The organism is Jeotgalicoccus coquinae, from assembly GCF_014207425.1.
GTDB classification, from domain to species: Bacteria; Bacillota; Bacilli; order Staphylococcales; family Salinicoccaceae; genus Jeotgalicoccus; species Jeotgalicoccus coquinae.
Map to the genome: position 1 here is coordinate 578,225 of NZ_JACHFF010000001.1, position 23,638 is coordinate 601,862.

Annotated in this window: 18 protein-coding genes; 16 read left to right on the forward strand and 2 right to left on the reverse strand. The window is 39.1% G+C overall.

Annotation, left to right across the window (positions count from 1 at the left end):
- The first annotated feature begins 22 nt into the window (after nt 1–22).
- Genes mutS through hfq form a run of 5 tightly spaced genes read left to right on the forward strand, consistent with a single transcriptional unit; the run spans nt 23 to nt 6,417 of the window.
- Nucleotides 23–2,563, forward strand: a complete 2,541-nt coding sequence (gene mutS / locus HNR41_RS02870) for a DNA mismatch repair protein MutS (protein WP_184281539.1) — start codon at nt 23–25, stop codon at nt 2,561–2,563.
- Between the two features lie 2 nt (nt 2,564–2,565).
- On the forward strand, nt 2,566–4,437 hold the full coding sequence (gene mutL / locus HNR41_RS02875; protein ID WP_184281541.1) for a DNA mismatch repair endonuclease MutL: 1,872 nt from the start codon (nt 2,566–2,568) through the stop codon (nt 4,435–4,437).
- Nucleotides 4,438–4,448: 11 nt separating this feature from the next.
- A complete protein-coding gene (locus HNR41_RS02880) occupies nt 4,449–5,333 on the forward strand; it encodes an alpha/beta fold hydrolase (protein ID WP_184281543.1) in 885 nt (294 codons plus the stop codon).
- A complete protein-coding gene (miaA, locus tag HNR41_RS02885; RefSeq protein WP_184281562.1) occupies nt 5,320–6,228 on the forward strand; it encodes a tRNA (adenosine(37)-N6)-dimethylallyltransferase MiaA in 909 nt (302 codons plus the stop codon). The genes HNR41_RS02880 and miaA overlap by 14 nt, the downstream gene beginning before the upstream one ends.
- The gene (gene hfq, locus HNR41_RS02890; protein WP_184281564.1) at nt 6,229–6,417 is read left to right on the forward strand and encodes an RNA chaperone Hfq; all 189 of its coding nucleotides are present in this window, start codon (nt 6,229–6,231) and stop codon (nt 6,415–6,417) included. It abuts the gene before it with no gap.
- Nucleotides 6,418–6,449: 32 nt separating this feature from the next.
- Here the strand turns inward: hfq and HNR41_RS02895 are convergent, their stop codons facing one another.
- Nucleotides 6,450–6,935, reverse strand: coding sequence for a glutathione peroxidase (locus HNR41_RS02895; RefSeq protein ID WP_184281567.1), 486 nt, complete (start codon nt 6,933–6,935; stop codon nt 6,450–6,452).
- 116 nt (nt 6,936–7,051) lie between these two features.
- On the opposite strand from HNR41_RS02895, the gene hflX reads away from it, so the two are divergent.
- The 5 genes from hflX (at nt 7,052) to HNR41_RS02920 (ending at nt 14,244) form a co-directional block, all read left to right on the forward strand.
- A complete protein-coding gene (gene hflX, locus HNR41_RS02900; protein WP_184281569.1) occupies nt 7,052–8,281 on the forward strand; it encodes a GTPase HflX in 1,230 nt (409 codons plus the stop codon).
- Nucleotides 8,265–9,527: a methionine gamma-lyase family protein gene (locus HNR41_RS02905; RefSeq protein WP_184281572.1), complete on the forward strand. Its 1,263-nt coding sequence runs from the start codon at nt 8,265–8,267 to the stop codon at nt 9,525–9,527. Before hflX ends, HNR41_RS02905 begins: the two co-directional genes overlap by 17 nt.
- A gap of 94 nt (nt 9,528–9,621) precedes the next feature.
- On the forward strand, nt 9,622–10,431 hold the full coding sequence (locus tag HNR41_RS02910) for an ABC transporter permease (RefSeq protein ID WP_184281573.1): 810 nt from the start codon (nt 9,622–9,624) through the stop codon (nt 10,429–10,431).
- Nucleotides 10,432–10,440: 9 nt separating this feature from the next.
- A complete protein-coding gene (locus HNR41_RS02915) occupies nt 10,441–11,349 on the forward strand; it encodes an ABC transporter ATP-binding protein (RefSeq protein WP_184282845.1) in 909 nt (302 codons plus the stop codon).
- 75 nt (nt 11,350–11,424) lie between these two features.
- Nucleotides 11,425–14,244 (forward strand): glycosyltransferase family 4 protein, encoded by a 2,820-nt coding sequence (locus HNR41_RS02920; protein WP_184281575.1) that lies wholly within the window; start codon nt 11,425–11,427, stop codon nt 14,242–14,244.
- Nucleotides 14,245–14,276: 32 nt separating this feature from the next.
- Here the strand turns inward: HNR41_RS02920 and HNR41_RS02925 are convergent, their stop codons facing one another.
- The gene (locus HNR41_RS02925; protein ID WP_221432838.1) at nt 14,277–15,344 is read right to left on the reverse strand and encodes a hypothetical protein; all 1,068 of its coding nucleotides are present in this window, start codon (nt 15,342–15,344) and stop codon (nt 14,277–14,279) included.
- A 225-nt stretch (nt 15,345–15,569) separates the two neighbouring features.
- Between HNR41_RS02925 and HNR41_RS02930 the strand changes: the two genes are divergently transcribed.
- The 6 genes from HNR41_RS02930 to HNR41_RS02955 all read left to right on the forward strand — a co-directional run bounded on the left by HNR41_RS02930 (nt 15,570) and on the right by HNR41_RS02955 (nt 23,625).
- A complete protein-coding gene (locus HNR41_RS02930; RefSeq protein WP_184281579.1) occupies nt 15,570–16,091 on the forward strand; it encodes a hypothetical protein in 522 nt (173 codons plus the stop codon).
- Nucleotides 16,092–16,101: 10 nt separating this feature from the next.
- Nucleotides 16,102–16,731, forward strand: coding sequence for a ParA family protein (locus HNR41_RS02935; protein WP_186100385.1), 630 nt, complete (start codon nt 16,102–16,104; stop codon nt 16,729–16,731).
- A gap of 31 nt (nt 16,732–16,762) precedes the next feature.
- Nucleotides 16,763–18,016 (forward strand): nucleotide sugar dehydrogenase, encoded by a 1,254-nt coding sequence (locus HNR41_RS02940; RefSeq protein ID WP_184281583.1) that lies wholly within the window; start codon nt 16,763–16,765, stop codon nt 18,014–18,016.
- Between the two features lie 98 nt (nt 18,017–18,114).
- Nucleotides 18,115–19,119: an SH3-like domain-containing protein gene (locus tag HNR41_RS02945; protein ID WP_184281585.1), complete on the forward strand. Its 1,005-nt coding sequence runs from the start codon at nt 18,115–18,117 to the stop codon at nt 19,117–19,119.
- Nucleotides 19,120–19,129: 10 nt separating this feature from the next.
- Nucleotides 19,130–21,748: a glycosyltransferase gene (locus HNR41_RS02950; RefSeq protein ID WP_184281587.1), complete on the forward strand. Its 2,619-nt coding sequence runs from the start codon at nt 19,130–19,132 to the stop codon at nt 21,746–21,748.
- Between the two features lie 53 nt (nt 21,749–21,801).
- Complete coding sequence (locus HNR41_RS02955; protein WP_184281589.1) at nt 21,802–23,625, forward strand: hypothetical protein; 1,824 nt, start codon at nt 21,802–21,804, stop codon at nt 23,623–23,625.
- Nucleotides 23,626–23,638 lie beyond the last annotated feature (13 nt).

The following is a 23,638-nucleotide window of genomic DNA, read 5'->3' on the forward strand; positions in this document are numbered from 1 at the left end:
GATTAATTTAGGAAGTGTTAAAATGCGGGAACCAACACCGATGATGAAGCAGTATTTTTCAATTAAAGATAATCATCCGGACAGCTTACTTTTATTCAGACTGGGAGATTTTTACGAGCTGTTTTACGACGATGCAGTCACAGCTGCAAAAGTGCTCGAAATTACATTAACTTCACGCGATAAAAGCAAAGATCCGATACCGATGTGCGGCGTGCCATATCATTCTGCGCGCAATTATATAGCAAAACTGATCGATAATGGATTTAAAGTGGCAATCTGTGAGCAGATGGAAGATCCCACACAGACAAAAGGCATGGTCAGAAGAGAAGTGGTCCGTGTCATAACGCCGGGGACATTAATCGATGATTTCGGTATGGATGACGGGGCGAGCAACTTTATTCTCGCAGTCCATGAAACTGACGGGAGAACAGAAGTCAGCTACGCGGATATTTCAACCGGTGAAATTTTTGCATTTTCAACGGGTGACGAAACGGAACTGAAAAGTGAAATCGAAACACTCGGTGCCCGCGAACTCGTAACGAATGCAGAGAGCGAGCATATTATTCACCGTATTTATAATGATCCGCCGCTGTATACAGTATTTGAAGCGGCAGATCCGGCAGATTACGACTATGAAGATGATGTCGATGAGCATCACGCAATCAACCTGCTGTTAAATTATATCCGGAAGCAGAACATGCAGGAACTGAAACATTTAAAAACGGTTGAAAAACACCGTATCAATACATTTATGAAATTAAACTATGCGGCCATTTCGAACCTTGAGCTCTTAGAAAATATTCAGACGAAAAAAGTTAAAGGTTCACTGTTCTGGTATTTAAACCGTACGGAAACACCGATGGGTAAACGCCAGCTCAGAAAACTGATCGAGCGTCCGCTCGTATCAAAGAAGGAAATTGAAAACCGTCAAAACATAGTCACGACTTTAATCGATAACTTTACCGAGCGTCAGCAGCTGTCAGACATATTAAATGATGTATACGATATCGAACGTTTAGTCGGCCGTCTTGCTTTCAACAACGTGGATGTTAAAGACCTGGGTCAGCTGCGCGACTCGCTGCGCGGACTGCCGGAATTAAAATCAGTCCTTGACTCACTAAAACTGACGGACAACAAAACATTCCAAAACTTCGACAGTCTGGAAGATGCTTACGACCGGCTCGTCGTGTTAACAGATACACCGCCGAAAACAATCCGCGAAGGAAAGATTTTCAAAGACGGCGTCAACGATGAACTCGATAATTTAAGAGACATCAGTACGAATGCACGTACATGGCTTAATAACTATCTCGAAACTGAGAAAGAACGTACAGGCATTAAAAACCTGAAGATCGGCTTCAATAAAGTGTTCGGCTATTACCTCGAAATTTCCAAAGTTCAGGCGATGAACTTCGATGCGGAAAAGTTTGAGTACAACCGTAAACAGACACTCACAAACGCTGAGCGTTTTATCACGCCGGAATTAAAAGAAATGGAAAGCCGGATACTGACAGCAGAAGACGACAGCATTAAGCTCGAGTTCAATATGTTTACGGAACTCCGTACGGACATGATGGATTATATTACGCGTCTGCAGCGTACGGCGGAACAGATTTCAACACTTGATACGCTGATTTCATTTGCGCTTGTGTCAAACGACTATCATCTGACGACACCTGAGTTTTCAAACGATAAGTCAATCGAGCTTATCGATGCGCGTCATCCGATTGTTGAACGCATGCTGAATGAAAACACGTATGTACCGAACGACTTAACAATGACTGAAGATAATTTTATTTATCTGATTACAGGACCCAACATGTCCGGTAAATCAACGTACATGCGTCAGGTGGCATTAATTATCATCATGGCTCAGATGGGTATGAGAGTTCCTGCGGCAAGTGCCACACTGCCGGTATTCGACGCGATTTATACACGTATCGGTGCGAGCGATGACTTATCCAGCGGTAAATCGACATTCATGATTGAAATGATGGAAGCAAATAACGCACTGCAGCACGCTACAAAAGACTCGCTGTTAATATTTGATGAGATTGGCCGCGGGACGAGCACATACGACGGCATGGCGCTTGCACAGGCCATGCTTGTGTACATCCATGAAGAAATCGGTGCGAAGACGCTGTTTTCAACGCACTATCATGAACTGACGAATCTCGAAGATACGCTGTCAGGACTGCAGAACGTTCACGTTAAAGCGACAGAATACGACGGCAAACTCGTCTTCCTGCACAAAGTAAAACCGGGTGCAGTAGAAAAGAGTTACGGCATTCATGTGGCGAAACTGGCGGAACTGCCGGACCGTGTAACAGAACTCGCGGGAGAGTATTTAAGCTCATTCGAAAACCGGAAACATAAGCCGGAACCAGGGCATCAGGATGATATCTTCCAGCTGGAACTTCCGCTTGATGACAGTGAAACGGTATCTAAAAACGATAAAAAACTATTAACCGAATTAACATCGCTTGATTTAAATAATATGACGCCGATGGAGGCGATGAATACATTGCACGGTTTAGTGAACAAAGCACGCGGGGAGGGATAAAAATGGGACAGATTCACGTAATGCCCGCCCATATACAAAATAAAATCGCAGCAGGCGAAGTGGTCGAGCGTCCGAGTTCAATCGTCAAGGAGATTGTAGAAAACTCGCTCGACGCCGGATCTACTGTTATTGAAGTATTTATCAAAAACAGCGGCATGGAGTCGATTAAAGTAGTCGATAACGGCCATGGCATCGATTATGAGGACCGCACGCTGTTATTTGAAAGACATGCGACGAGTAAAATAGATACAGCATACGAACTGTTTGAAATACGTTCACTCGGTTTCCGCGGCGAAGCGCTGGCCAGTATCGGGGCAGTATCGAAAGTGACGCTTGAAAGTATGCGGGATAATTCAACACCGTTCAAAATTGTGTACAGCGGCGGGAAATACGATGAGGATACGGTCTGGCATGAACGCCGCGGGACAATTATTGAAATTGAAGACTTGTTCTTTAATACACCGGCACGCTTAAAATATATAAAAAATCTGCGCACTGAAGCGGGTAAGATTATCGATATTATGCAGCGGATGGCATTGAATTATCCGGAAGTCAGCTTCCGCCTTGTCTTTGACGGCAAAGACCGCTTTAAAACGACAGGCAACGGCAACTTAAAAGAAGTGATTAACATTCTTTACGGCATTCAGGTATCGGCCAATACGCTCGCAGTGAATGCAGCAAGCCCGGACTACACAATCGACGGCTATATCGTGAGACCGGAAGTCACACGGAGCAATCGCAACTATATTAATTTAAGCATCAATAACAGACATGTCCGTCATTTTAAATTATCGGAGAGTATTATTAACGCTTATCATACGCTGCAGCCGAAAGATAAGTACCCGCTCGCATTTTTAAATATTAAGATGGACCCGAAACTGATTGATGTAAACGTGCATCCGTCAAAAGTGGAAGTAAAACTGTCGAAAGAAACGGAATTACTGAGACTGATGGAAACAGCGGTTAAAGAAGCGCTGATGGAAACAGAACTGATTCCGGAAGTGGCACATAAAAAACCTAAAAGTGAAAAGCCTGAACAGTCAGCAATCGATTTTACTGAACGCCACGAACAAATCAGAGAACATATCGACACGTATGAACCGCCCGCAAGGCAAACACAGCTTGAAACATTTAAAGAATCACCGCAGGTTCAACAGTCTGAGAACACGCAGCAATATCAGCAGCAAAAACAAACATACACCAATCCATTCAAACAGACTCCTGCCGAGCAGCCGGCCAAACCAAAAGATACACCATCGTTCGTCCGGCATGAACCGCTGCCTGAAAAAGAGAAGCTGCCGTATTTAGAAATTATCGGCCAGCTGCACGGCACGTATATTATTATGCAGAACGAAACCGGTATGTATTTAATGGACCAGCATGCAGCACAGGAGCGTATTAAGTACGAATATATTTATGCCAATATCATTAAAGAAGATGACGGCATTCCGCTGTTAATTCCATATACGTTCGAGTTCAGTTTCGACGATGTCATTACAATCGATGAAAAACTCACTGAACTGCAGTCGCTCGGTTTCGATATCGAAAAAAGCGGCATGAAGCAGTATACCGTTTCGCGTTATCCATCGTGGATTAAAGCAAACAACCCGGAAGAGGACATTAACGATTTAATTGAGTTTATCTCTCAGACGGATTACTTTGACGTGAATAAGTACCGCGAAGAAATGTCGATTATGATGAGCTGCAAACAGTCTATTAAAGCGAATCATTATCTCGATAAAAACCAGATGGCGGCACTGCTCGAAGAACTTGGAAAATGTGCTTCACCGTACACGTGTCCGCACGGCCGTCCGGTAATTATTCATATGACAACGTACGAAATTGAAAAAATGTTCAACCGTATTATGAAGTAGGGGGGCTTGAATTGAAGATTTTTAACCGCACGATGAGAAATAAAGACAGGAGTATTTCAGTTACGCACTATGTTCCAAAAAATCCGAAAGCGAGCATACAGGTGCTCCACGGCATGGCGGATCATAAGGACAGATACAAAGAGTTTTTAATGTACCTTGCTTTAAATGATATACATTGTGTGATTCATAATCACAGAGGCCACGGTTCTGATGAGAAAAAAAGCAATCTTGGTCATTTCAGCTCTTTTGACGAGCTGCTCTTGGATGCGAAGATTGTCAGCACTTCCATGCCGCAGGGTATACCGCATATCGGCCTCGGACACTCTATGGGCTCGATTCTCTTACGGAGACTGCTCGAAGAGAGTATATATGACGCAGGCATTATCGTCGGTACTGGGAGCAAAGTAAGGTTTTCAGATGCAGTGGCGAACGCATTTATTCAACCGCTGTCAAAACTGATTCCCGGTACAAAATCCGTTCTCATTAACAAGTTAACGTTTCTCGGTTATGACGGGAACTTCAGAGGCTCAGTTAAAAACCGCTGGCTTTCTGCAGACGAGCATCATGTGCTGCAATACAACACAGATCCGCATGCCGGCCAGAAAATGAGTGTCAGGGCATTAGCTGAAATACTGAAAAACATCCGTGCGGTTGATTCAGTAAAAACCATTAAAAAATACAGAAATATCCCTTATTTATTAATCGGCGGAATGGACGATCCGTTTTCTCATTTCGGCAGGGACTGTGAAATATTAAACTGGCGGCTCCAGCGTCAGTTCGATAACGTCAGGCTGGAACTCGTACCGAACGCGCGTCATGAAGTACTGTTTGAAGAAAACAGAGGTGCCGTGTACTCTAATATCGTAAAATGGGTGGAACAATATGTTGAAAAGTAAATTGCTTATATTGGTCGGACCGACAGCAATCGGTAAAACAGCATTATCGATCGATATAGCAAAAAAATTTAACGCTGAAATCATCAGCGGGGATTCGATGCAGGTTTACAGAGGAATGGATATCGGCACAGGTAAAATAAGTCGTGAGGAAATGGATAATATTCCGCATCATATGATCGATATTTTAAATCCGGATGAGACTTTTTCTGTATCGGACTTCCAGCAACAGGTGGAACATCTCGTTAAAGACATTGAATCGAGAGGAAAGCTGCCGATAATCGCAGGAGGAACCGGACATTATATTAAAGCACTGATTGAAGGTTATGAATTTAACGATGAAAATCAGGAAGATATCGAACGTCTGACGAAAGAATATGAAACGCTGTCAGGTGAAGCACTGTTTGCTGAACTCGATAAAATTATGCCGGACAGCGGAATTCATCCGAATAACCGGAAGAGAATCATCCGTCAGCTTGTGAAGGAAAACCTTGATATAACAGAAAAGAAAGCGTTTACACAAAAGCCGGAATATGATACATTCTTAATAGGTCTCACAGCAGACAGAAGTGTGATGTACGACCGGATTAACAAACGGGTGGCTGAAATGTTTAATACAGGGCTTGTGGAAGAGGTAACCGGACTGCAGAATGCCGGGCTGTCAAAAACAGCCGGACAGGCAATCGGTTACAAAGAATTCCTGCCGTATTTCAAAGGGGAAGCATCATTATCTGATGTGATGGAGCGAATTCAGGCTCACTCGCGTCAGTATGCGAAACGGCAGCTGACATTTTTTCGCAATCAGCTCGATGTACATTGGTATGATATCGCACATTCAAACACAGATATAATCTTTGAAGATATATATCAATTCTTACAAACAAAAGGGGAGAATTAAATGAATTTGCAAGATTCGTTTTTAGGGGAGTACAAAGAATCAGGACAGGAAATCACAGTATTTTTAATGAACGGTTTCCAGTTGCAGGGGAAAATCAGCGACTATGACAAATATGTCGTTGAGCTTGATTCAGAGGGTAAAGTTCAAATTATATATAAGCACGCTATCAGTACTTTTATTCGTGCGTAAAAAAAGAGCCGGACATCGTGTCCGGCTCTTTTTTAACCTGCTAAATATTTTTTAACGTCTTCCTCAATGTCGAGCGGCGATTTTTGGGGAGAGTAGCGTTTAGCGACTTTCCCTTCACGGGTAACGAGAAATTTAGTGAAATTCCATTTAATTGAGTTGGTAATTAAACCTGATTTGCCTTCTGTTAAATATTTAAATAAAGGATGAATGTTCTCACCTTTAACATCTATTTTTTCCATCACTGTATATGATACGCCGTGCTGATCGCTGTATAGTTCACGGGCTTCAGCAGCAGAACATGGTTCCTGGTTCATAAAGTTATTTGACGGGAAGGCCAGAATTTCAAGGCCGATATCATGATACTTTCTGTATAGTTGTTCAAGCTCATGGAGCTGGCTGTTAAAGCCGCACTCACTGGCTGTGTTAACAATAAGTATTACTTTTCCTTCCAGGTCCTTCATCTGAATATGGTCGCCGTCTGCATCCTGTGCAGAGAGATCATAAAATGTGGTTTTCATATATGATCCTCCTTTCCTGGTCACTTGGAATAAATTTCGTTATTATAATATAGCCTTATTAATATTGTTGAAACATGATATTGTAATATTAAACAAAGAATATGGAGGTGTTTGCCATGGAAATGACACATACCGGAATAATTCTTGCGACGAACACTGTTCAAAATAAAAATGTGGAGTCGGAAGTCAGAGAGCTGAAAGAGCTCAGTGAGTCGATAGGAATAGAGATTATCGGCACGCATATTCAAAACCGCACATCGATAGACAGAAAGAGCTATGTGGGAAGCGGATTTTTGGAAGAAGTCAGAATGCAGTATGAAGATATTGATTACTGTATTGTGAACGATGAAATACTGGCGAGTCAGAACCGTAAAATCGAAAGTATAATGGATACGAGTGTCATTGACCGTACCCAGGTTATTCTCGATATATTCAGCCTGCGTGCACAGTCGAAAGCAGGTAAGCTGCAGGTGGAGCTGGCACAGCTTGAATATTTAGTGCCGCGTCTGAAAGGACAGGGAATTAACTTATCGAGACTGGGTGCGGGAATCGGGACGAGAGGGCCGGGTGAGACGAAACTTGAAACGGACCGCCGTCACATTAATTCACGCATCAGTGATATTAAAAGACAGCTGGCAGTCGTGGAAGAACACCGTTTAAGATATCGTGATAAGCGCCGTTCGAACCAGGTGACGAAAGTGTCACTGATCGGTTATACGAACGCAGGGAAGTCGACATTGTTCAACAAGCTGACGAATGCAGCAACGCTGCAGGAAGATAAGCTGTTTGCAACATTGGACCCGCTGACAAGAGAAATGGTCCTGCCGTCAGGATTTCAGTGTATAATATCGGATACGGTGGGGTTTATTCAAAAACTGCCGACAACGTTAATAGAAAGTTTTAAATCGACACTGGAAGAGGCAGCGGACAGTGATTTTATCATTCATGTAATCGATAATAATGCACCTGACATTGTCAGTCAGTACGATACGGTGCTGGATTTAATCGGTTCATTAAATATGAAAGAAATACCACAGCTGATTCTGTTTAATAAAACGGATCTAAACGACAAGAAACGCCTGCTGCCGATGAAGCCGCATAAGTTTGTAAATATGAATATGCCTGCACAGGATATATTAATGGATATTGAGAATTTTATGGCGAAAACATTCGACGCGTATAATACGTCGATACCGCTGGCACGTCAGGATAAGCTTTACAGATTAAAAAGACAGACAATCGTTAAAGAAGTTGAGCTGGGCGAGGAATCAGTTGAAATCAGCGGGTTTGAACCCGCAGGCAATTTTGCAGAACGCATAGTAGATAAGGATGACGAACGTGAATAATGAAGAGAAGATTTTAAACATCATGAATGAGGCTGAGGAAGTACTGCAGCCGTATTTTAAAAAGAATAAAGATATTGCATATAAAAACTTCAAAAAAGTAATGGCTGCGTTTACGGAACACTCGGTAACCGAGAGTGACTTCAGCGGCACGACAGGATACGGTTATGACGATGTGGGCCGGGATAAACTTGAAGAGATATACAGAGATGTGTTCAGAGCCGAAGACGCGCTTGTACGCACGCAGATTATCTCAGGAACACACGCGATCAGCCTGGCGCTTTTGGCACTGCTTAAACACGGTGATGAGCTGTTGTATATTACAGGACAGCCGTACGATACACTTGAAAAAGTAATCGGCAGCAGTAAAGACGATGTGGGCAGCCTGATGGAAATGGGTGTCACGTTTAATACGGTTGACTTGAAAGATAATCAGTTTGATACAGAAGGAATTTTAAACAGTATCAACGAAAAAACAAAAATTATTGGTATTCAGCGTTCACGGGGATACTCATCGCGTAAATCGATGAATATTAGTGAAATAGAAGCGATTATTACAACAATTAAAGAGAAACATCCAAATATTATTGTATTCGTGGATAACTGCTACGGTGAATTTGCCGAGGAGAGAGAACCGCTTGAAGCGGGTGCGGATATTATGGCGGGATCGTTAATTAAAAATCCGGGCGGCGGAATTGCGAAAATGGGCGGCTACGTTGCAGGTAATGAAAAACTGATCGAACGTGTCAGCTACCGCTTAACAGTGCCGGGTGTGGGCAAAGAGATGGGAGCGAGCCTGAACGCGCTGACAGATATGTACCAGGGCTTCTTTACGGCGCCGCATACAGTGATGGAATCGATTAACGGAGCTTTAATGATGAGCTATGTTTTTGAACAGCTCAATATGGAACCGTCACCGAAATATAATGAACTGCGTACAGACTTAATTCAGAGCGTGTCGTTTAATAATGAAGAAGAAATGATAACATTTACTCAGATGATCCAGAAAGCGAGTCCGGTGAATGCGAGATTTATGCCGATACCGGATTTAATTCCGGGATACCAGAATCCTGTAATTATGGCTGCAGGAACATTTGTACAGGGCGCATCGCTGGAATTATCAGCAGACGGGCCGATCAGAGCACCGTATACAGTATACGCTCAGGGCGGACTGCATATTGAACATGTGAAATATGCATTGGAAATGTCTTTGACGGAACTCGCTGAGAAGAATATGATAGAACTATAATGAAATGTGATTTATAAGTGTCGCTATTGGATAGTGACACTTATTTAAATTAAGCGTATAATTAACTTCGAATTTACAAATTGGAGCTTACATAATGAAAAATGTCTTTGCATTACTAAAAGAAAACTTTGAGAACCTCCATTTAATATGGAAGTTAAGTCTCTATAATATAAAAGCGCAGTACGCAAACCACTATCTGGGAATACTGTGGGCGATACTGATGCCGGCAGCACAGGTCGGGGTATTCTATGTGATCTTCGGTTTAGGTTTAAGGGGAGACCGGGGGGACGTTCAGAATGTACCGTTCCTTGTGTACCTGATTACGGGTATATTTGCATTCGGATTTATTTCCGGCTGTATTAACGCGGCATCCAACGCTATCAGCAGTCAGATAGGACTTGTAACTAAAATGAAATTCCCGTCGAGTGTGCTGTTATCGATGTCGATGGCGAATAATGTGATTACTTTTATGATTATGTCTGTTATTGTTCTCGTCATCAGTCTTGTTAACGGCTACTCGGAACCGCTGCATTACCTGGTCTGGTTTTACTTTATGTTTGCGACCATTATTTTTACATACAGCATCGGTTTAATCATGTCGTCAGTTAATATACTCATCAGAGACTTTAAAAATATTCAGGCTAACGTCATGAGAATGTTTTTCTTCATTACACCGATTTTCTGGGAACCGGCAGGACGTCCGCCGTTAATGGAAACGATTATGGCGTTTAACCCGCTGGCTTATCTCTTAATGACCTTCAGATATGCTCTGATATTTGACGGTCCGGCTTTTTACGGTGATGTTTCCGACCATATCTTCTTCTGGTCGATTACGCTCTTCCTGTTCTTTATAGGAGTACAGGTGCATTACCGCTATAAAGACAGACTGGTGGATTACCTATAAAGGTGGATAATTATGTATAAAGTTAAAGTAGAGAACGTCTCTAAAATATATGATATTAATAGAAATCGCATAGCAAAAGTATTATCATTGCTGACTTTCGGTAAACTTTATAAGGCAAAACCATTTTATGCCTTAAGAGATATCGATTTTGAAGTTAATGCAGGGGATTCTGTGGGTATATTGGGATTAAACGGTTCCGGTAAAACCACGCTGTCAGATTTAATCGCTGAAGCGACAGTCCCGTCCAAAGGTAAAATTCATATTAATGGACGTACTTCCTTAATTGCAATCAGTGCGGGACTAAACCAGGAACTGACCGGCGAAGAAAATATCCGTATCAAGTGTCTCATGCACGGCTTAAGTGAAAAGCAGATTGCAGACCGCTACGATGATATTTTGAAATTCAGCGAACTCGGTGAATTTATTAAGCAGCCGATTAAAAACTATTCGAGCGGTATGAAGTCGAGATTGGGTTTTGCCATTGCGATTCATACTGATCCCGATATTTTAATTGTCGATGAAGCATTATCGGTCGGAGATGAAACTTTCGCCAATAAATGTATCGACCGCATGCGCGACTTCCAGGAGCAAGGCAAGACGATTTTCTTTGTCTCCCATGCAACGGGACAGATCAGACAGTTCTGCAATAAGGCAGTCTGGGTGCAATACGGCGAAATGAAACAGTTCGGTGAAATGAAAGATGTTGTGAAAAAATACGCAGAATTTGTAAATCAGTATAAGAATCTTACAAAAGACGAGCAGATTGAGTATAAAGATAAAATGGTAGGAATTCAGATGGAAGAAAGTCAGCATCTGGATCTGCCAAAAGAAAAGATAAATATGAACAGTGTCGCAATCGGCACATTGCTGTTTTTGTTTATGATGTTCGGAATTGTGTTTCAGATATTTAGTTTGTAAAGGTATGGTAAATTAGTATGAATATATGTAATATTGGGGTTCATACATTTAAGATTAGACATTAGGAGAATTTTCATGAGATACCTTCAGGGAATCATTTCATACGTGACTTTAAAATATAATATGCCGGTTGTCTCAAGACACATTCTGAAATTAAGTCTGTCGAAGAAAATCGGAGGTCAGGAACCGGGCTTAAGTTTCTTTCTGCGTAAGTCCGAGCATTTAACACTGATGGATTTGATAGACAACATGCGTCTCCAAAATGATTACGAGGCGTATTTAAAGGCGCTTATTTTACGTCACGAAAAGAATTACAAGGGTTCTCTTGAAATGGTAGCGAATGACCGTAATAAGGCTCTCGTGCCTTTTAAGACGAAGTTATATTATAATTTGAAGCGTTATGATGATGTAGTACACATTGCGGACTCAGGGTATGATGTACTCGCTGAACTGACAGAAGAACAGCAGCTGATCTTAGTACGTAACTTAATGAAAGACAATCAATATGAATCAATTGAAAAAATGATTGAGCGGACCAGTAAGAATAAAATGCAGCTTGAAGAGCTGTATCATCAGGAAAAAGATGATTTATATTATCAGTATTCATGGTCTCAATACCGGACGATGATACTGGAAGACATCGACCCGAATGCACCATTTTCAGAAATTAAAGCTGCCATAGATGCAACTGACGATAATATGCGCGATTTGGGATATGTGCTGGTTATAAATAATTACTTTGTCAAAGAGCAGAATCTCGATGATTTAAATCAATTATTTGTAGATTATATTAATAACAATGAAAAACTTTTTAAATACATAGATCCGATAGCAGTGGATACTCTGGACTTTAATTTAAGCGCCAATGACAAGAAATCCGACCGGCTGCAAAACCTGCTGAATTATTATCATTTCGGCAAAGGGACTAAAATGCTCATGAATAAAATCATGAAGCTGCTCCCGGAAGTTACACTCAACGCTCAGCATATAATGAGTATCAGAAGACTGGTGCTGGACGGGCATTTAAATTTCAATGATTCAGTGATTAAAAAGATGTTTAATTCCGATAAGCGTCTGGAAAATGTCTTTCACAGTGCGACACTCTTTATAGATGAAGAGACCCGTTCAATGACTGATAAGTTTGTACATCACAATTTCAGTACAAGAGAACGCACCAGAATTTATAATACTGTAATTAATCAGCTGCAGCGCGTGAATAAGCGTTATGAGCTGCCGTTTTATATATTTTCCTATCTTGAAAAAACAGCAGCCAGGAAACAAAATCATACTTATATATTGGCAAGATTTTATGCAACTGAAGATCAAAAAGAAAAGCTGAACAGTCTGATATTATCAAACACATTGGATAAGCAGTTAAAAATACATATTAACTTATCAATGTATCTGTTCAATTTAAAAATGTATGCCTCCTCACTGCAGCATGCACGGGAAGCATATAATATAAAACCGAACAATGCAGATGTGCTTCGTTCATTAATCCGTTCACATCATGTCATGGGGAACATAGATGAAAGATATAAAATGCTGCAGGAAATGAGAAAGCAGTTTCCGTCCAGAGTCTATCCCGGAGAATTTTTAATGGCGGAACAAGAGCATGAGCTTTTCCACAGTGAATGGCAGCCTAAACCGCTGACTGATGATATTATCTATAAAGATGACGGTAAAACAGTGCTGTTCGTACTGAATAAGGCAATGCCTGCTATTAACGGCTATACCATCCGTACGAATGAAATCGTTTCAAGAGTGCGGGATTACGGCTACCGTCCTGTCGCAACATCCAGACTCGGCTGGTCACCGGAACATGAGAATTACACTAAACCGGGGCTGGATGAAGGGGACTACCGAACTTACTATATAGATAAGTCGGATAAGTATTTAACAAACCGTACACCGATGAGAAAGTACTTCAATGTTTATAAAGAGGAATTATTAAAAATCGTGCTGAAAGAAAAACCGGGGGTAATACACGCTGCGTCAAATTTCCAAAATGCACTGCCTGCAATTCGTCTCGGCAATCAGATGAATATTAAAACGATTTATGAAGTCCGCGGTCTGTGGCATCATACGCAGACTTCAAAAGTACCTGAGTTCTTTAATTCGGACCGTTTTAATATGCAGGAACAATATGAAATATTGTGCTGTGAGTATGCGGATGAAGTAATCGTAATCAGTGAGAGCTTAAGAGAATATTTAATATTAAAAGGTATTAAAGCAGAGAAAATTACAGTGCTGCCTAATGGGGTAGACAGTGAAGTCCTGTCACCTCTTGAGAAATCTAATGATATTCTTGAACGCTATCAGCTTGAAGACAGTATTGTGTTAGGTTTTATCGGATCGATTACTAACTATGAAGGCATTGAACTGATTATTGATACTGTAGAAGCGCTGAACAGTACCGGTGAATACAAGCAGCGTTTTAAACTGCTCGTAGTTGGCGATGGGCAGCACCGTGCCACGCTGCAGCGTAAAGTTCTCGATCAGAACTTAAGCGATGATATTATTTTTACAGGGAAAGTGCCGTTTGAGACGGTTAAAGATTATTACTCTGTAATTGATATTGCGCCATTTCCGCGTCAGGATAAGCTGGTTTGCCAGCTTGTAACACCGATTAAAACGTATGAAGCAATGGCAATGGGCAAACGCGTTATTGTCAGCGATGTTAATGCACTGAAAGAAATGGTTATCGATCAGGTGAACGGTGTGTACTTCGAAGCCGATAATCAGGAAGCATTTGAAAAAACAGTAATCAGTGTGCTTAACAACGATTCAATCGGTGAATCCGCACGCGAGTGGGTTGTGGATAACCGTGACTGGTCAGTATTGCTTAAAAAACTTGTGAAAGTCTATGAAAAACTGGATATTAAAGCAAATTAAAAAAAAGAGCTGCACAAAAGTGCGCTCTTTTTTTATTGCTGCAGGAAATTTATATAATTTTGAATGCCTGAAGATGCCTGAGTGATAACCTGCTGGTTTTGATTTACAAAATCGGTTAATTCTTTTTTCGGCATATCTTCCAATAATGACAGCGATAGTTCTATTAATTCTTCACGTTTAATATAGGGTGCTGTCATTTCCTCTTCCTGATAAACATTCAAATCTTTAAACCCTTCTGGATATTTGTAAGGATTGCCGACAATGCCCTTAATATTCATATGAGCTAAAATTAACAGCAGCATCCATTCACCTGTTTTACCAGGCATTTCTGCATATTCTGCAATATGTCCATTTTTTGATATATTTCCAGGCTGATATTCATATGTCTGTGAAAATCTCGGTTTAACACTTTCCGTGTCAGGTGTGACTCTGATTCGGTACTTGCCGCCTTCATCGAGTTTAAACTGACAGTATCTGGAGTCCGTCTTGTGAGACTTTTTATAAGGATGACCATCTTTATACAGTTCGTAGACGTAATGTCTCGGTTCAATATAGTTCATGTAAACAGATAGAATATCATCTTCCAGCTTCTCATCAAAGAGCAGCTGGTTTTCATAGTTGTCGGAATTAAACTTTCTCAGCTGCTGGACGATACTGTCGTATGCTTCTATAGGAGCATTAAAGATATCTTTTATATTTGTATTATCAGCACTGATGACCAGTTTATTGCCGATACTGTTATAGAGCAATTCATACATGCCTTTTATAAAATCATCATGTTCATTGCCGGGTGTTACATTAAGAAGAATGATCTGCTCGTAAAAGCTTGTCAGTTCAATAATTTTGTCCAGATGTTTTTTCAATGCTTTGAACTGATCTATTTTACGCAGGTCTTCATATTCTATTTTCTCATCGATAAGTTCAAATGATTCTCTGTTAAAGTATGAACCGTTATATTTTACAAGCGGATTCAGTTCGCTTAAAAGGTCTATCATTAATACTTCTGAACGGGATTCCTGGAGCTTGGCCAGATTCGCTTTATTTAAATCTCTGTGAGCTGTAGAAATTTCAACGATATCAGATGTATTTATATCCTTCATAGAAACGGGATAGGATTTAGAAAGAAGAGAAAGGAAACTCTGTCCTGAAACAAAAATATTCACGTCATACGGAAAATTTCTGAATTCCGTTAAGCGGCTGGAAAAAGTACTGCCTATAATATCGATTTTCATTAATTTGCACCTCAAGATTTTTCTTAGAATGTTTTCTATTTCTTTGTCTTAATAGTATAATACAGAGTGAATCAATTATAAGGAGTCGGCGTGATGTATTTTATAAAGAAAAACTTAATTAATATTATCATCTGTGTGTTAGCATTTGGCGTGATTGGTACCGCTGTGAATTTCTTCATACCACCGTCCAGTACAACGTACGAAGAATATTATACATTAGAAAGCGGTCTGGAACCAAATTCAATTGCAAATTTAAATATTCAGTTAAATGAAACGGTCAATAATGCATCAGATAATATTAGAGTAGCAAGTGTTGAAGGACAGTCTGGCTCTGATATGCTGAAACTTGTTATCGGCACCGAGAGCGGTATAAATTACAACTCAATTCATGCTCAGGCAATGGACATTATTGCCGGTGAAGGTATAGTGACTGCTGACAGTGCAGGGCTGAATACGTTTGAAACGCCCAACACTGCACTTAAACTGATTATAATTTTAATATCATTATTAATCGGTGCTGCAGCTGGTATAATTATTGCGCTGAATAACAGAAATATAAGTACTGAAGAAGATATTCAGCACTATCTTGGAGAAAGAACACTGGGTACTTTCTAGGAGTGATATGATGAACGAAAATGAAAAAAGATTAATGGACTTTAACGAAGACGTTATAAATAAATTGTATGATACAGCAATTGCCATCAGAAATGAAAACCACGATAATCCGAATAACAAAACGCTGTTCTCTTCAGTGGATCAGGGGATGGCAACAGTAGAAGCGGCAATGCATATCGCATATATACTGACGGAACTTAAAGACAAAGTGCTGGTCGTCAATCTCGACAGCAGCAGTACCGAAAATATTGAAAGTTACATTCATTCAAAAGCAAAACCGAATTTGTTCACAACTTTAAGTACATCCATGTTTCTAAGTGAAGCAATTAATCAATCAAAATACGAGAAACTTGATATTATACACGTTGAGGATATGACAGAAAACGACCTGATGGAGAAGTTCAGTCAGTACAATGTATTGTCAAAACTGAGCCCGCTGAAAAGTTATTATCATCACATTTTTCTTATCGGTCCGGAATTTCAAAGTATGGAAAATTATGGAGCGATTTTAGAGCTTGCCGACAGTGCGGTCACTGTAATAAGTTCGAAAAAGAATGACAGACATGAATTAAATCACTATTTACAAAAAATTAACCTTTTTAATGTAAAAAGTTTTGGTATACTAAGAAAAGCAGATTAAATTTATTTAAGAAAAGGTAGGGTGTTTCAGAGTGAAACTAACAACAATCGGATTAGGATATATCGGGCTGCCAACTTCAATCATGTTCGCAAAACATGGCGTAGATGTAGTTGGTGTCGATATTAAACAGGAAGCAGTAGATATGCTTAATGGAGGACAAATCCACATCGAAGAGCCTGGTTTACAGGATGCACTGGAAGAAGTGCTTGAAACTGGTAAATTCAGAGCATCAACGACTGCTGAAGAAGCAGATGCATACATTATTGCTGTACCTACACCAAACAAAAACGATGAGTACAAGTCAGCAGACATCTCTATCGTAATGAGCGGTGTTGAGTCAATCGTTCCACTACTTAAAAAAGGTGATACGGTAATCGTTGAATCAACAATTGCACCCCGTACTATGGATGACCATGTGGCACCTTACCTTGAAGAGCAAGGGTTTAAAATTGGAGAAGACATTTACTTAGTACATTGTCCTGAGCGTGTACTGCCGGGTCAGATTATGCACGAACTTGTTTATAACAACCGTATTGTCGGCGGGATGACGCCTGCATGTGTTGAAGCGGGTAAGAAAGTATACGGTACTTTTGTACAAGGTGAAATGATTGAGACCAATGCTAAAACAGCAGAAATGTCTAAATTGATGGAAAACACGTATCGCGATGTTAACATTGCTTTAGCTAACGAACTTGCAATGATTTGCAACCGTCTTGATATTAATGTACATGAAGTGATTGAAATGGCTAACAAGCATCCGCGTGTTAACCTTCACACACCAGGACCAGGTGTTGGCGGTCACTGTCTGGCAGTAGACCCGTACTTCATTATTGCTGAAGCGCCGGAAGAATCTCCGTTAATTCAGTTATCGAGATCAATCAACGTATCTATGCCTGAGTATGTGGTTGGTATTACTAAAGATATGATTGCTAAACTAAACGGCAACAAAGTAACTGTTTTCGGTTTAACTTATAAAGGTGACGTAGATGATATCCGTGAATCACCGGCTTTTGATATTTATGAATTACTTCGTAAAGAAGAAGGCCTTGAAGTGAATACTTACGACCCTCACGTTAAGATGGATTTCGTAGAAAAAGATATGAAAACAGCGGTTAAAGATTCTTCATTAGTATTAGTATTAAGCGATCACAGTGAGTTCAAGATTTTAACGGACAATGATTTTGATACGATGAAAGACAAAGTGATTTTTGATACGAAGAATGTTGTTCCGAACAATTTTGAAGAAGTTAAATACTTCAACTACGGTAATATTCAGAAATTCTAGATTAAATATAAATATAAAAACTGTAGACAAAGTTAATAGCTGACATGTCTGCAGTTTCTTTTTTATAATTTTAAAATACATAAGACGGGGTTGGAAATATGGAACATAAGTTGGATAAATATTTAAGGCATATTAAAGAATTTGATATCAGTCATTACGTATGGATTTATGAAAAAGGAAACAAACCTTTATTGCAGTCAGTGCAGTCTATGAAAAAGCTCGGAGATCTGAAAGATTATCAGAAACAGATTATGCGTGTTCTTGCACACAGAAAAGTAGACAAGAAAGACTACTATTATCTTGAATACGAAGGTCACGAACTCGGCTGGGCTGAGTTAAAAACATCTATAATAGTTTATTCGAAGCCGCGCGAGCATGTAAGACTGAATCTGGAAAAATTTATGGAAGAGCAGAGCAAACAGATTTTCGTTGTAGCTAAAAACAATTTAAGCCTGCTTAAAGATCAGATGCTCGATTCCAGATTTATTATGATCAAAGACGGAATTGAATATGAAGCACTGTTCAAAAAACACCGACTCCAGGGATGGTTCTCTTCTGATACTTTAGTGCGTTCAGAAAGAGCTAAAATTAACGTAACAGGCTATACAGATGACTTTAAGTTATATGAATTTAATAATTTAACAAGTGAAGTACGTGTTGATGAGAAGAAGATTTACCCAATTACTATCGTACATATGTTCAGAGATATTAATCTTGCAAAAGTTAAAACAGGAATGGGTAATTACTGGACGGATATGAGTCAGCTGGAATATGACAAAGAAAACCTTCCTGACTACGAACCTGCTTATACTTTTGATGAAACAGTCGTTTATGATTTAATTCAGAATGTCTCAGAAGAACGTCAAATGACTAAAGCGCTGGTTGAACGTCTGAAAAGCCAGTTCAGAGATACAGATATTGAAATCGAGCCTTCTAACACTGAAGAAGTAAATGACTTAATTGTCGATAAGGATATCGAACTGCTGCAGGAAGAATTGGCAGCTGAAAAAGAAAAACGTATGAATGTTGAGAAAAGATATAAGAATCTTAAACAGTCATTCTTCGGCAAACTGCAAACTAAATACTGGAAAATGAGAAAGTAGGTGTATTGTATTGACGGCAAATAATAACGAATCAGTATTACCTCATGTAAGTATTTCTGATAATTATCTGCTGGGTCTTTACCAGCTGGCAAAATTCCATGATGTTGATACATACGGGGATCTTTTTAATAAGGACGTTTCTACATCAACTCAGTATCATGATTTGTCATTGGAAGAATACTATAAGTTATTCAATGAACAGGGCAAACCAGGACTCATCAATCAAGTTGAGGAATTGTCTGAGTATGTAACAGAATCAAATGGTTCCCGTGTGTTTAAAAAAATAGATTTAAATGTAGGGATTATTTGTGATGAATTTTTATATGAAGCATATAATGATGTAGTGAATCTGCATTACATTAACTACGACAAAGACAATATAGAAATTGAATTTGACTTTGTTATTATAGCAACCACTTGGAAAGGTATTGACGGCAGCTGGCAGAATGTCTCTAAAGACAAGTCGGAAGAACGTCATCACCTGTATGAACTGATTAAAGAACTGCAGGATAGAAATATACCGACATTGTTCTACTCAAAAGAAGACCCTGTTAACTATGACCAGTTTGTTGAAATTGCCAAGAAGTGTGATTATGTCTTTACCTCAGCAGAAGAAATAATTCCACGTTACATTGAAGCAGTCGGCCACGACAGAGTGTATAAATTGGAATTCGGAATCAATCCTCATAAACATAATCCAATTGGGATTAATGCACCTGAATTTAAAGAGTACAAAGATGACGTTATTTTTGCGGGCAGCTGGATGGTAAAATATCCAATCAGAAACCAGGAATCAGCAATGGCATTTGATGGCGCAGTTAAAGCTGGTAAAAATTTAACGATTATAGACCGTAACTTAAAACTCGAAAATAAAAGATATCATTTCCCGCCGAAATATATGGAATACTTATCATACCCATTGCCGCATGACTTACTTATGAAGACTCATAAAATATACAGAAACGCGATTAACGTCAACTCAGTTAAGTACTCAAACACGATGTTTGCAAACAGAGTGTATGAACTGCAGGCATTTGGAAACATATTGTTATCTAACTTCTCAGTTGGAGTGAATAGTAAATTCCCCCACGTATTTATTTATAATTACAAAACTGATGTTCCTCAATTCCTGACACATACATCAGACAGAGCAATAAGAGAAATTTCATCTGCGGGTATACGTCAGACAATGAATTATGAAACGACGTACCATAGAATTAAATATATGTATGACATACTGGGACACGAGCTTGATGTTGATAATGCAAAAGTGCTTGTAGTCTTAAAATCAGAAGATAACGATGCGGATCAGATGGTTAAAGCACAGTCATATAAAGATATTGACTTCATTAATAAAGATGAATTAAACGATATTGGATTATCACCGTATCGTTTCGTGACATATTTCGACAATGAAAAGTATTACTATGAAGAAAATTATATAGAAGAACTGGTCAGTGGATTTAAATATGCTGACGTAGATTTTGTTACAAAAGATAACTCGAAAGAGAAATACAACTTTACAAATAATTTTTCAGATATAGCATTAACAATGTTTGACCTGAGCATTTTACCGGATGCAAATATTGAAACCGTTAAAAATAAAGTTTTATCAGGATTGAATATCGATGATACTGAAGTTGTTCTTCACACAGAACTGCCGGTGATGAGCAGCAGAAAGCATAAGCTGAGTGTTGTTGTACCGATTCACAATAATGGAAGATATCTTGAAAACAAATGCCTGCGCAGTTTAAAACGCCAGTCTGTATATGATGACATGGAAATTATCTTTGTGAATGACGGTTCAACAGATGAAGAAACGATCAATATAGTGAACCGTTTGATCAGACGTAATCCGGATATCCTCTACTACGAGTTCGAAAAAGCATCAGGCAGCGCTTCAACACCGCGTAATAAAGGTGTAGAGCTTGCTTCAACAGAGCTGGTTACATTCCTTGATCCGGACAACGAAGCGACAGGAGACGGCTTTAGCAGGCTTTTAGAAGAGATTGAAGCGGATGATACTCTTGATATGGTTGTCGGTAATATGGTTAAAGAAGACCAGAATGAAAAGAGTATTTTTAATTATTATAAGACTGTTCAGCATTATAACTATAAGAACAATCTGATTGATGATACGAAAGGTTTCCTTAAACGTTCGTTCTTAAAAGCTCAGAGTATCCAGGCTATGATTGTGCGTAAGAGTATTATTGATGACAATAATATTAAAATGGTCGAAGGCGCAATTGGACAGGATACGATTTACTATCAGGAACTGCTGCTTCATTCAAATAAGGTAAAGGCAATTGATGAAGTCATTCACATGTATTATGGTGCGGTTGCTGATTCTGTAACGAATACAGTAGGATTGTCATTCTTTGAGAAGTACTTGAAATTAGAAAAATACCGTATTAACTTCCTGACTGAAAATGACTTAATTAACGAGTATTTAGAAGATCGTTTTGAGTATTATCTCATGAACTGGTATCTGCCGAGACTGGAAAGAGTAGAAGAAGCAAATCAGCCTGAAGCCGCAAAAAAGCTGCATGAAATATTTAGTCTTTACAAAGATTATATCGGCGATGAATATGCACTTGTGGAAGAGAAAATTTTAGAATATCAAAAATAATGTTGCTCAGATAATCACTTCTAGGAGAAACATCGTTTTGTGGGGGGAACAGCGTGTTAGTAAATAATATCGAAATATCGTATTCATACGTATTGCTGCATCAATCCTTGCAGTCTGACAATATCACACAGAGTTCTAAAGTAAGTATTGGGGAATATAATTTACATTACAGTAATGATATGGACGTTACAGTATATGAAGAGAATAACAGCCAGCTGATTGCACTGGGTTATATGCTTGATATTCGCGATGGTGACTTAACAGATATAGAAATCCTTCGAAACCTGTCAGTATCAAATGATATTGACAGGGAACTGGATTATATTAATGGACGGTATGTGCTTATCGTTAATAAGGAAGCTGAGGCGGAAGTCTATACAGATGCGAGCGCATTGCTGCCGATTAACTATGCAGAGAATCAGAAAGTAATCTCGTCACATGATATTCTGATTGAAGAAGTGCTGAAACAAAATAATATCGAAGTTAAACCGTTGAGAGAGGAACTGAAAGGTTCATTTGATTTTACAAGATATGAAAGTATTTTTAAGTTCAATCCCAGCTTAAAACTTGATTTAAGCACATGGGAATTTAAAAGATACTATCCGGATAAAGACATTGTTCATAAAAGCATCGACTTTGTTGTTAAAGAACTGGAAGTATATTTTAATGAAATGATTAAATGGCTAAAGCATTCGCAGAAAGAAATTATACTCACTTTAACAGGGGGCTATGATTCCCGTGTATCGATGGCGTTGACGAATTCTTTCAGTGAAAAGGTGGAGTATATTACATATCTGCACCCTAATCTTGCACGTTTAAGTGAACGTGCGCAGGAAATATACGATATTGATATGTTTATAACTAAAGCTATCGGGACAAACTTAAATGTGAATCATACGATGGTGGACCTGGCGGATTATAATTTACAGGGGAATGAAAGGAAAAATGCCCTGCAGACTTTGCAGACTGCACATTCATTCTCTTTAATAGACTATTTCCGCAATGAAAGAAAATTTAATAAAGCTCTTCATATTAAGTCCACAGTATATGGGATGGGGAAATCGGACTTTCCTTTAAAGAAAAATCATAATCCCGCTACTTATGAAGAGATGAACGATTTCATACACGGTGTTTCAAAAGAAGCGGTTAAACTTCCGAATTATAATGATATCGTTAAAGAATACTATAAACGTAATTTTCATAGTGAAGGTGTAGGAAAAGGCAGGCATTATTTTGAAATTTTCCATCTGGAGAGTCGTATGGGGAATTGGCACAGTAATGTCACGCAGGAGACAGATTCTGAATTGCTCGACTTTATATTTGTAAATACACGCAGAATTATCGATCTCCTGCAGTCGCCCTCGATTCAGGAACGTAAGGATAAAGTGCTGTATAAAACTTTGATAAATAAATATTGGCCGGCACTTTTGTTCATAGGTGTAAATGAGAAAACAATTAATGTAGATTATCAAAAACTCGGATTAAATAATGAGTATATTAATGGTCTGAAGATATATGAATTAAACAACCTTACTTTAACAAAAAATGAAGATAGCAGTTTTATAATTAAGCCTGAATCTGAATTTGTAGGACCGCAGAATCATTATGTGTTTAAAGCGAAAAACAATACGCATGAATCAAAAAATTTGCATCTAAAGAGTCTTTTTAATAAAGAAAGCGGCAGAAAGTATATTAATGTTAAAATAATGAAGCTTGATAATAAAACATATAAGAGTATTGATATCGTCGATTTATTTGAAGGCTATGATGTCACACTTGAACCTTTCCAGGAGTTTATGATTAGAATAGATTATAGTAATGTATTCGATAAAGAATCATGGCAGCAGGCAGGACGTATTCAAATAAGTAATGTATAAAATCGGAGGTTAA